Raw genomic sequence first — 10,770 nt, 5'->3', positions numbered from 1 at the left:
ACTACGATCGCATGCGCACCCTCAATCCGGAGGAAGCGCTCACACCATGAGCTCTCCGGAAACGCCGGGAGGGATCACCCAGAGCGACAATCCGACTACCGTGCGCGAGTCGTCGGGCGTCATCGCGCTTGCCGCGTAGGCACGTCAGAGTGCGATCAATCCCCTCGATTTCGCCCAGCCAGTGCTCGTCGATGGCGCGTTGTTTGCGGGCGAGCAGGTCAGCTTCGAGTTCGTCGAGGCGGCCAACCATCTTCGGGTTGACGTGCAGTTGGCTACATCGCAGGCACGCGTGTTCGTGCTGGCAGCTAGTTCCGTAGGGGCGTCCGCAGGATCCGAGTTCGACCTTGCGCTTGTCGAAGTGTTCTTCGAACTCCGCCCATTCCTCATCGGTCGTGGGACGGTATTCCTCCTGGGGACGCAGGGTGCGTCGGCGGTCAAGGAACTGTTGGACGTGTTGGATCACGTGTTCCTCGAAGACGGCGACGTACCCCTGTGTGGTTTGGAGGTTGAGGTGACCGAGTAGCGCCGCGCCGATGTGGATTGGAAGGCCGTTGTTGACGAGATCGGTTACGAACAGTCGCCTGAAGTCGTGCGGGGTGAAGTGGAGGTCTTGGAAGGCTGGGTTGGTCCCGGCGAGGAGTTGGCACTGCTTCCTGATGTTGTTGAGGACGGTTGCCGGGCTGGTTACCCTGCGGACTTCTCCGATCTGGCGTTGGAACAGGTACGGCATCGGCGGCGTCCAGAGTCGTTCGTGTCCGTCGTACCGCGGGAGTGATGGGATCGGCCCCTGCGCGGTCTGGCGGGTGATGATTTTCGCGATGACGTGGAACAGCTCGGCGGACATGGGGAGGACCCGTTCGCGGTCGGTCTTGGATGGCACGATGACGAGCAGCGCGATGACTTCGCCGTTGGGGCGTTGGTATTGGCGGATGCTGGTGTGTGCGAGTTCGACTAGCTCTTCGACGCGGATGCCCGTGTGGCGTAGTACCTCGACGTGCGCCCAGTCCCAGAAGGCGGATTCTTCTTCCTCGTGGATCTTGCGGATGCGCCCGGTTGCGTGGTCGCGGCCGCGCACGATCGGGAAGGTGTCGTCCTTGGTCTGCCGGTCTTGGCGTTCGTCCGGGCGGGTGTATGCCCGGCCTGCGTGGGTGAAGTTCGCGCCGAGTGGGGTATCTCGCGCGGTCTCGTAGAGTTTGCGAATGTCGACGTACCGGTCGTCGAGGTGCGCGATGAGCGCCGGAAGCAGTGGTTGGCGCTGGCGGGTCCGGTCTGTCATGCGTTCTTTGATTCGTCGTCGTTGAGCCCCCATTCCTCGGAGGTCCGACGGAGAGATGGGGCACGGTGCCGCCCATCTCCCCCAGCGTTCCGGTTCCTCGAGAGCCCAGCTCTGGATATCCAGGTAGAACGCGCGCACCGGCAGTAGGACGCTCTGACCGCCATCGATCCGAGGGGTGCCGTCACGGCGCAGGCGGATGTGGGTTCGCCACTGGTCGTAGAGTTCGGGTGGGATCGTCAGGCTTCGGTGTCCTGGTGAGAGTCGTTCGATCGTGGCCCAGAAGCGTCCGGCGATCGCGCGAGCGAGCCCGTCTCGGGTGTTGTAGTCGGTGTCATTTTGCCTGCGCAGCAGGTAGTCGATGATCAGTTGCCGGATTTCTGGGTCGCGGACGCCGTAGTGGTCGACCATCTGCTCCGGGGTGCGTTGCCCCTTGTAGATGAAGCTCCGCAGCGTGGGCGGTGTGTCCGGCGGGAAGTGTCCCATCTGGTGCAGGATCTCCCAGGCCAGTAGGCCGGCGAAGCGGTTGCTGCCGGTGCGGGCGCCGACGACGAGGTCGTGTCGACGGCATTCGTTCGCGTAGTGGAGCAGCCCTTCTGGTGTCAGATCCGTCAGGGAGATGCCCTGGGTGGTCAGTGCGCAGCACACGTCGAACAACGCTCGGTCCTGGTGGCGTGTACCGGACCGTGTCTGTCGAGCCTGATCGAAGAACTTGTCCAGCAACGGATCTTGCTGTGATCGACGAAAGAGCGTGGCGTAGTCGACGAACTTGTTGACGCGGAATGCCGGCAGCGATGGCTTGATCAGTCGCATCAGCAGCAATGATTTGAGTCCGTAGGTCATGTCGTAGCCGTGGTACTTGTTGTCGGCGAGGTCGGAGACCGGTCGTGGGAGGTCGTTCAGCCCGCTGGCCTCCCATCGCTGTTGCCAGGCCTCGCCGGTGAACTCGGAGAGGTGGTTCAGCAATCTCCTGGTGCCTCGGCGACGCTTGCCGAGCGATTTGCCCATCGCTCCGAACGTTGGAGATCCGGCCAACTCGACGAGTTCCTCGATCGACGCCTGGGCGAGGTCGCCGAATGGGAGCACTGGACCGGACGGCGTCGATGGGCTCGGGGAGATTGTGTCGACGGCGAAACGTGACCGTCTCGCACGGTCTGCGTCATCGTCCTGGCGCGACGGGGACCGACGATTGCGCATGGTGTAGCTCTCAGCCACCGAACACCGCCTTGATGTCCTCTTCCGCGTATCCCGCGGAGTACACCGGCGCTGGTCGGGGCCGATTGTAGTGCTCCTGCAGTTTGTCGAAGATGTCTTCTACCCGCACGGCGGTGTAGCGTCCGGTGGTCTCGATGCTGGCGTGCCGCAGCACTGCCTGCACGTCCGTCAAGGTCAGGCCCGGGTCGTTGGCCATTCTTGTTGCGGCAGTGTGCCGTAGGTCGTGCAGCGTCCAGTTGGTGCCGAGCTCGTCGTTGGCCCGCTGGAGCACCCGCCGCATGGCCCAGTACGACAATGCACGCTTGTCACCTCGACGGGTCCGCCACAACGGCTCGCCGGCGGCCGGGATCCCGTCGGCGTCGAGATACTTGGCCAGGTAGCGCAACGCTTCCGCAGAGACAGGAACAGGCTGCCGGATCCGTGTCCCCTTGGACGTCACATACATCTGGCTGGCTGCCCAATCGACATCGGCGACTCCGACACCGAGAAGTTCACTGGCCCGGGCACCGCTCGAGACGTAGGCCAGCAGGAGCGCGCGATCGCGATCACATGTCATCACCGCAACCAACTCCTCCCACAGAGCGTCCGGAATCGCACGCGGCGGTGCTTGAACGACCCGTTGTCGCAATCTGGCACGCCTGATCTGCGACGTGACCTCGAGCGGGCTGCGGTGAGCGAGCGCCGAACGACGTGACCGCGACGAGGGCACCGGATTGACGACTGGCCCCCGCCCACAATGCGCATGGAACGCATAGAAGCCGTGGACCACGCTCAACGCATGGTTGATCGTTCTGGGCGAATAGCCCTCCCCCAGCACTGGTTTCCCAGTTCGAGCGTTGACGGTTCCGGGAACCGATCCAGAGCGTCGTTGCCGTTGCCGTTGAGGATTGGGCGCGGACTTCAGCCAACCGACGAGAACATCGACCTCGCTCCCCGTTGCTCGGTCCCACTCGACGTCGAGCATCCACAGCAGGCGGAACCACCGCAACAGGTCATAGCCGTAACTCCGGCAGGTCAACGGGCTCACATCACTCAGCGCCAGATCACGCAGGTACTGGGTGATCGGCTCAACCTCCGCACCAGCACGGTCCACCACGACGTACGGCGGAAATCTCGTCTCAGCCGCGGACACCACGCCGATCCGATCGCAGTCGACCTGGCCCTCCATCAACTGCCTTCGTAGCTCCGACATGCACCAACTCCTTCTATCCAGGATGTCGGCCATCTTGGGCCAACGGCGATTGGTGCAGTCAACTATTCATAATCTGGCGCCGCCGCTCTGGGGAACGGTGCCGGCCTCGGTCATCTCCTGATACAGGGAGTATCCGCCCTCGATGTAGAGCCGGGTAGGCGTTCGGGAGTCGCTGAGGACGACGACACCGTCTCCTGCTGTCGTGACATGGCGCTGGCCGCGTGCGACCTGAATGAAGCGAATTCTTGCGGCGGAGACCTGCGGCAGGACGTGTTCTTCCACTGCCATTCGAGTGCTGTCCCACTCAGAGCCGGTCATTGCCACTACAACCGCCAGATCCTGAAGGTCGAAGTCTCGACTGGTGGGGTCTGCAATCCAGCGGAGCAAGATCGCCGTGGAGTCTTCACCGAGGCCGTAGGAAAGCACGACCTTGGGAGTGGATTCGGAGTCATCGAGGGACATGGGGAGACGCGAAGCGTTCAAGGGCGCTCTTTTCGGTGATGGGAATGGAAGGCAGTGATGTGCAGACCGTGTCCGGCAAGGGAAGACGGTCGCCGCGAGATTGGCAGGGGATCTGTGTGCAGCGGAGATGGACTCGACGCTGTGATTACGGAGGAGGCGGCCCCGGGGTGTGGCGTCGGGGGCGGCGATTGTGCGGCACAGAGACTGCGCAGATAGACGGGCGAGCGGGACCGAGGGATTCAGGCTCAACCTCGGATTACGGAAGCGCTCGGCGCGGGTGGCGCTGTGAGGGTCTGACTGCGTTCAGTACCGCACTGCTCGTCGATCGCGGAGGCGGCAGACGCCTTGGGGCGAAGTCAGCTGGTACGCGCCGCGGTGCGAAATACGGTGGTGCAGTCGATGCGCATCTCGATCGCGCGGTCGAATGTCAGCATGTCGACGTCGATGATCAAGGAGCCGGTCGCGGGGTCGATCGTGGCGCCGACGCCGACCGCCCTGTGTGCGCTCGGCTCGAAGCAGATACCGGCCCCATAGCCACCGTCGGTAGGACCGTTGTTGAGCTGTTCCAGGATCACTCGGATGTCCGGCGAAGCCGGATCGAAGCCACCCTCCGCAGCGTCACCCCGTCCTGACCATGCGGTCGGGTATGAGTTCTGCGATTCCGCTGCATTGCCTTGCACGTTAGGGGAATTGAGCGAACTTCGGTCTGTTTTCATATCCACACCTTACAAACGTAATTTGCAAAGTGTCAAGCGGGTTGCTGCCGAACCGGCCGAGCGCGCGGCGTCCGCACGCGCACATACCGGACGGACAGGCCCCCTTCATCGAGCACCCTGCCGCACCGGAGCCGCGCAGAATAACCGTTTGAACTGGAGTGACGACACGTCCCCTGCACCGGATGTGCGCGATTCGTGGCCGCGGCGTTCCGGCCGTACAGCCAAACTTCGCTGGTGCATGAACAACGCGAGCCCGCTTCTATCCTCTACTGCTGCGCAGCACCGCGAGCATCACGGAGAGAGCCGGTGATGCCGACGCGATCCGCGCCGACATCACCGTGACTCCAGATGGGAGCTCAGTATTGGTCGTCCGCGGGGACAACCTGGATGAGCGTCAGCTCCGCGTGTGCAGGGCGGTCCTTGAGCTGGAACGGGCGCATCGTCACCGAGCACTTCACCCATTCGTTGTCGCCGCGATGCAACTGGACCAGGTCCACGGTTCGTGGGACCTCTCCGGCATTGATTCGCTTCGCGCTGTCCTGCAAGGCGGGCAGGTCGTCCGGGTGCACGACCGGCCCTGTCAGGTGCGCGTACTGCCATTCGATCCATTCCGGGGCGCGGCCGATCCACAGCGTGATCGAACCGCGCTGCGCCTCGAACAGCGCGACGTGCACCTTGGATCCCTCGAGCCCTTCCGTCAGCCCCAGCTCGGCGAGCGTCGGCATCGACGGGGGGTAGGCATCGGAGAAGTCGTGGTAGAGCGCCCGCACAGCTGTCGCGTCCGCGGTAGGCCGCAGGACGACCTGCCACTGCATCGCGTGGCCGTGATCGTGCCGGACCGAGAACCACGTGCTCAGCGCCATATCCGGCTTCGGAGTCAGGACGATCTCCAAGAAGTCCTGCTCTTTTTCCATGTGGATCGCGCGGTTGATGTAGTCCGAGGACAACGCAGTGGGCACCCAGTCTTCGAGAAGGGTGCCGGACATCGCGCCGGACTCCCAGGTCTGATAAATCAGCCACTCGGTGGTCGACCAGACCACTCCCGACGTGAGCCGCCGTTCTGCGATCGGCTCTTTCGGGTCGCCGACCCACATCTGGATACCGTGCACGTCCCCGAAGGGCCCGATGATCGGCCAGGCGTAGAACCGCCACGCGCGGTTCGCGCGCTTTGAATGCAGGACGCGGTCGAACGGTTCACGAGTCTGACGTACATGCTCGATGATCGGTTCGACAAGGATGTCCGCCGTTGGGGAGATGCTTCGCCTGGTGGAGATCATCCCCTTCGCTTCGTTCCCCGATGCCACCAGTGTCGCTACGCCTTCGGTCAGCGTCTCGATCACATGCCACGTACCCATCAGACCCCCGCCTGTTGCAATTTGATCTCGATCAACGGGCGAGTGTAACCAGGATTACGTTCTTACGAGGTGTGCTGCATTCGGCGCTGCTCCCGGGGCCGCATGGCCAATTTCAGGTTCTCGGGCCGGATCGTCAGCAGCTCTTCGACCGTCAGCTCATAGTCCGTGTTGGGCACGATGTCGAAGCGCGTGAGGATCTGCGCCAAGGCAAGCACTGCCTCGTGTAGGGCGAACTGACGACCGATACAGGCGCGAGCACCGACGCCGAACGGCTTGTACGCGTGTGCAGGCCGCGCTCGCACAGTTGCGGGAAGGAACCGATCCGGATCGAACCGCTCCGGGTCCTCGCCCCACAGTGTGGGGTCGCGGTGCAGCGCGAGCAGCACCACCAGGATCGTTTCGCCCTTGCGGATCGGATATCCGCCCAGAGTGGTCGCCTGCCGCGCCTTGCGGAAGAAGGCCGGGCCGGACGGCCACAGACGCAGGGTCTCATCGACGATGCGTCGGACGTACCGGAGCTTGGCGACCTGCTCGAATCGCACCGGCGCACCATCGGTGCCGAGCACCTGCTCGATCTCTTCCCGGGCCCGTTCGACGATCTCGGGATTGAGCGACAAGTAGTGCAGGGCGAACGACAGCAATCCTGCTGTGGTCTCGTGACCGGCGATCAGAAAGGTCAGAACCTGGTTGCGGATGCTCTGGTCCGACATCATCTCCCCGGTTTCGGGGTCCGGGTTTTCGAGCATCCGCTGCAACAGGTCGTCTTGTCGCGGTGTCGCGCCGCTGCGCCGCGCGGCGATCACTTCGTCGACGGTGGCTTTCATCAACGCGATGTCCTTCGGATTCTGGCGCATCGCCTTCCACCCCAGGATCTCCCGGATGACAGGAACATCGTTCGCGGTCTGCGAGACGTACGACATTGCCCGGCTCATCGCCTCGACGAACGGATGACGGCCTGGAGCGAACGAGTCGAAGCTGTACCCGAATCCTGTACGGCCGATGACTTCCAAGGTGAGCCGGTTCATGTCGGAGGAGACGTCAATAGGTCCGCGTGCGGCCGATTCTGTCCAGTAGGTGCACAGCTGGTCGACGCACTCGACCATCGCGTCGTGGTAGCTGCGCATCGATGCCTGGCTGAACGCCGGCATCAGCACGTTGTGGGCCTGAGCCCAGGCCGGCTCACTGTTGAACGCGGTGAACAGCCCGTCGCCGGCCAACTCCCGCAGATTGCTCACTGGGGGCACCACGGCCTTGGCGAAGCGGGTTTCGTCGAAGACCTCTGCCGCTGCGTCGCCGCCGCCGACCACGACCACCCTGCGGCCGATGATGCTGATCTCGAAGACGTCGCCCAGTTCTTCCACGAACCGCATTTCGCGCTGTACCGGTCGCTTCGGGTCGAGACGCAGCACGTCGCCGAGCAACGGCAGCCGCCGTGACGGTCGAGGCATCCGAGGTTCTACGCCGGCGCTTCCCTCTGCCTCGCTGGTCGGTGCGGCCTCACCGGAACGGGCACTCCCCACTGAAGTCATGGCCAGAGTGTGCCGTACCCCCTCCCGATCCGCAGAATCCCTGACCGGACGTGGGACTCAGGGTCGCGGCACGTCGAATCGGCTCACATAGGCTGAGGGGACGTGTCATCATCCCAGTTCAACGAGCCGTTCTGTGGACACCCCGAGAGCACTCAGCCGAACTTTCAGACCGGCGGGACACGCTCCTGGTTCTTCACGGAACGAACTGGGATGCGGGACCGCCCTGGCACTCTCGGCCTACAAGAGCCGATCGTGTTGAAACGCTATTCATCTGCGGGCACCAGCTCGGACAGGCGAGCGGTCCACGGATACCTCCCCGGACTGTCCTCCACCGCTTCGATGAACGCAGTGCCGCTGCCCTCATCAACCTCGATGACAGTGAATACAGACTTCCCGCGGGGATGAACCTTCACCAGATCGCCGACCTTCACGATGTTCCTCTCAGATTCGGCATACGAAAGGGGACGTGCCGTTTTCCCAGTTCAGAGAACATTTTATCGTCAGCGAGTCGCCATCGCGAAGTGAGCACGGATAAGCGCCGAGCTCAGCTGGGCTCCTCCGGTTTTCAGATCCGGAGTCCGCTCACGTGGGGTGGAACAGATCGCCGCCCCACCCGCGGAGGCCGCCCTCGCGGCACTAGGATCGTCCGGTCCGGCAGAGCTGGCCGGCGATGTCGAGTGCGAAGGAATCCAATGTCCCGGGACGAAGTCACACAGGCAGAGAAGGACGGTGCGGCGCTCTACAACAGAGCCGCGCTGGCCGTGTACGACACGGTCGTTCTGCGGTGGAGTAACGGCCTCGTCTGGCGCTGCCCCACCGAACGACTCCTTGCTCACTACGATCGCCATCTCAGCGGCCGCCATCTCGATATCGGACCGGGCACCGGCTGGTACCTCCAGAACGCGACGTACCCAACCCCCGAGCCTGAGATCGCGTTGATGGATTTGAATCCGTCCACGATGGAACTCACTTCGAGACGCCTCGCCGAACGCGGAATCGTCGCGGCGGCGCACACCGGCAGCGTTCTTGCACCGATCGACATCGAACACGGACCATTCGAGTCGGTGGCGGCCAACTTCGTGATGCACTGCGTTCCGGGGGCCTGGCAGGACAAGGGCGTAGCTTTCGGTCACATCGCCGACGTCACCGCCGAGGAGGGGGTGTTCTTCGGTTCGACGATCCTGGGCCGCGGTGTGACACACAATCTCGCGGGCAAGGCGCTCAGCACGATCTACAACGATGCCTCGAATATCTTCAGCAACCGCCAGGACGATCGGAGCGGACTTGAGGCTGCGCTCGAGGCCGCGTTCGAGAATGTGGAGGTCGAGGTGATCGGCACCGTCGCAGTGTTTGCTGCGCGGGGTCCACGCAGACACCGGACCGGGCGCTGACCTGGTAAGACATGGAAATCAGCGAAGGCCCCACGAGCAGAACTCGTGGGGCCTTCGCTGTGTCTGTATCAGCGGATGCGCTGGTCGCAACGGGCACAGCTGTGAGGCGGCAGGTGGCCCGAGCTAACAGTCAGCGTTTCGTCTGCTGGCCGAGGGCATCCAGGACTGCGTTCAGGTCCACTGCCACAACGAGGGTTGCCCCGTGCCGCCCTGCTACGACAGGAGTCGCGGGAGCGACTGCAACGTCGTCGACGTGAGCGCGGATGGAGACGACGCGATAGGCGCTCGTGTCGGTCAAGCGCGGAGTGATCGCCTCCGGGTGCTCGGCGTTCCACTCTGCCGCGCGTTCGATCGCACGGCGGATTCCACGACGCTCGGCCTGGTCGTAGCCCTTGGGGGCGTCGACAACGATGGTGAAGGTCTGGCTCTTGAACTCGTATCCGGTGCTGGCCTGGATCTCGACAGCGTAGGCGTTCATGCGCCCTCCTCAAGGTAGTCGGATGGATTGATCGGCAGTGTCTGCTCGCCAAGGCGTTTCGGATTCCGAGGCGTAGAACCTCGCGGTGCCGCACCACCGAACACTTCACAACATTACAATAGAGTTTTGCATAGTTGCAACCCTCATCCAGATACGCACCCTGAACGACGAGTACGCCTTGCCTCCCGTCGCCCCACTTTCGCCATTACCGCACCCCGAAAGGCGGCTATCGAAGAAGAACACCGGCGACCACCTGAAATGACCGCGCCCCTGTCATCTGTGGCGGGGTAGGCCAGACAACAGGGGCGACTTACTCACGTAGCCGGGGGGCGCTACGTGCGGTCGATATACCACCACACGTACTGGGAATCGACCAACTGGGTGAACACTCCGGGGATATCACCGCGTTTCGGGTGTGCACAGATGGAGGACGAGCCAAACCACGGCAGCAACTGTCACGAGCGCGAATGAACCCGCTCCCATTGACAGTTGGTCAGATACTCGACGAATCGATTCGATCACGAGCACAACAATCGCCAGCGTTGTGGAGGCACTCGCCGGGATGACCCGCCGGGACGACCCAGGCGCGAAGCGGAACCGCCGGGGTGTAGTAATTGTGCCGGCCTTTCATGTGAGCGCGAGCGGCCAGATAGGTCAGCCCGGCAACAGCAACGATGACGAGCAGAGCCAGACCGACAGCCAATCTGAGCTGTTCGATATGGCGGACGACGGCCCGCAGCGCGAGGAGCTGAATGAGGCCCGCGGCGGCGCCGAGCGCGAAAGACCCCACCCGAATCCCTATGGAAGACTCGTCTTCTGCGGCCAGCCACATCGTCACCGCGAATGCCGCGACCGCTACCGCCGTCAAGAGCCATGAATATCCGACTATCCAATTAATGGTTGACCAGTCCGAATAATGACTGACCGCGGTCCCCGACGAACCAGCAAGCATTAAGCATCCCCTTCAGGATCAAGGATCGGAGTGTTGATCAAGATCGAAGCTACCTCAAACTCGTATCACCTTCGCAGGTACAAATCGCGCGCGGATTGCCGCTCGTCGTCGCCGAATCCGGGTGTAACCGGGTCAAGCCCCAGAAGGTGGTGTAGGACGGTGATCCCTTCTCCTGTCCTGACTATGCAGCAGGAATCGCGGCAGCAG

The 10,770-nt window shown here is 63.1% G+C and carries 10 protein-coding genes; 1 reads left to right on the top strand and 9 read right to left on the bottom strand.

What is annotated here, in order from left to right:
• Position 1: 1 nt before the first annotated feature.
• The 7 genes from NVV99_RS25790 to NVV99_RS25760 form a co-directional block, all read right to left on the bottom strand.
• Entirely contained in the window at positions 2-2,359 is a 2,358-nt protein-coding gene (locus NVV99_RS25790) for a site-specific integrase (protein ID WP_260783244.1), read from the bottom strand.
• Positions 2,360-2,480: 121 nt separating this feature from the next.
• Entirely contained in the window at positions 2,481-3,680 is a 1,200-nt protein-coding gene (locus NVV99_RS25785; protein WP_260783243.1) for a site-specific integrase, read from the bottom strand.
• 66 nt (positions 3,681-3,746) lie between these two features.
• Positions 3,747-4,142, bottom strand: a complete 396-nt coding sequence (locus tag NVV99_RS25780; RefSeq protein ID WP_260783242.1) for a hypothetical protein — start codon at positions 4,140-4,142, stop codon at positions 3,747-3,749.
• 356 nt (positions 4,143-4,498) lie between these two features.
• A complete protein-coding gene (locus NVV99_RS25775) occupies positions 4,499-4,858 on the bottom strand; it encodes a hypothetical protein (protein ID WP_260783241.1) in 360 nt (119 codons plus the stop codon).
• Between the two features lie 356 nt (positions 4,859-5,214).
• Positions 5,215-6,198: a GAF domain-containing protein gene (locus NVV99_RS25770; protein WP_260783240.1), complete on the bottom strand. Its 984-nt coding sequence runs from the start codon at positions 6,196-6,198 to the stop codon at positions 5,215-5,217.
• Between the two features lie 77 nt (positions 6,199-6,275).
• Positions 6,276-7,661 (bottom strand): cytochrome P450, encoded by a 1,386-nt coding sequence (locus tag NVV99_RS25765; protein WP_260783239.1) that lies wholly within the window; start codon positions 7,659-7,661, stop codon positions 6,276-6,278.
• 344 nt (positions 7,662-8,005) lie between these two features.
• Positions 8,006-8,173 (bottom strand): hypothetical protein, encoded by a 168-nt coding sequence (locus tag NVV99_RS25760; protein WP_169833944.1) that lies wholly within the window; start codon positions 8,171-8,173, stop codon positions 8,006-8,008.
• Between the two features lie 330 nt (positions 8,174-8,503).
• On the opposite strand from NVV99_RS25760, the gene NVV99_RS25755 reads away from it, so the two are divergent.
• Positions 8,504-9,133: a class I SAM-dependent methyltransferase gene (locus tag NVV99_RS25755; protein ID WP_313906272.1), complete on the top strand. Its 630-nt coding sequence runs from the start codon at positions 8,504-8,506 to the stop codon at positions 9,131-9,133.
• 130 nt (positions 9,134-9,263) lie between these two features.
• On the opposite strand, the gene NVV99_RS25750 is transcribed toward NVV99_RS25755, so the two are convergent.
• A complete protein-coding gene (locus tag NVV99_RS25750; protein ID WP_260783237.1) occupies positions 9,264-9,611 on the bottom strand; it encodes a hypothetical protein in 348 nt (115 codons plus the stop codon).
• 493 nt (positions 9,612-10,104) lie between these two features.
• Positions 10,105-10,479, bottom strand: coding sequence for a hypothetical protein (locus tag NVV99_RS25745; protein WP_260783236.1), 375 nt, complete (start codon positions 10,477-10,479; stop codon positions 10,105-10,107).
• Between the last annotated feature and the right edge of the window lie 291 nt (positions 10,480-10,770).

The organism is Rhodococcus sp. PAE-6 (assembly GCF_025290685.1).
GTDB classification, from domain to species: domain Bacteria; phylum Actinomycetota; class Actinomycetes; order Mycobacteriales; family Mycobacteriaceae; genus Rhodococcus; species Rhodococcus pyridinivorans.
Note: the sequence above shows the minus strand (reverse complement) of the source record. Positions and strands in the feature narration are given on the sequence as shown.

Coding starts and splice junctions, on each gene's coding strand:
- NVV99_RS25785 (WP_260783243.1), bottom strand. CDS start 3,680: ATGTCGGAGCTACGAAGGCAGTTGATGGAGGGCCAGGTCGACTGCGAT.
- NVV99_RS25780 (WP_260783242.1), bottom strand. CDS start 4,142: ATGTCCCTCGATGACTCCGAATCCACTCCCAAGGTCGTGCTTTCCTAC.
- NVV99_RS25775 (WP_260783241.1), bottom strand. CDS start 4,858: ATGAAAACAGACCGAAGTTCGCTCAATTCCCCTAACGTGCAAGGCAAT.
- NVV99_RS25765 (WP_260783239.1), bottom strand. CDS start 7,661: ATGCCTCGACCGTCACGGCGGCTGCCGTTGCTCGGCGACGTGCTGCGT.
- NVV99_RS25750 (WP_260783237.1), bottom strand. CDS start 9,611: ATGAACGCCTACGCTGTCGAGATCCAGGCCAGCACCGGATACGAGTTC.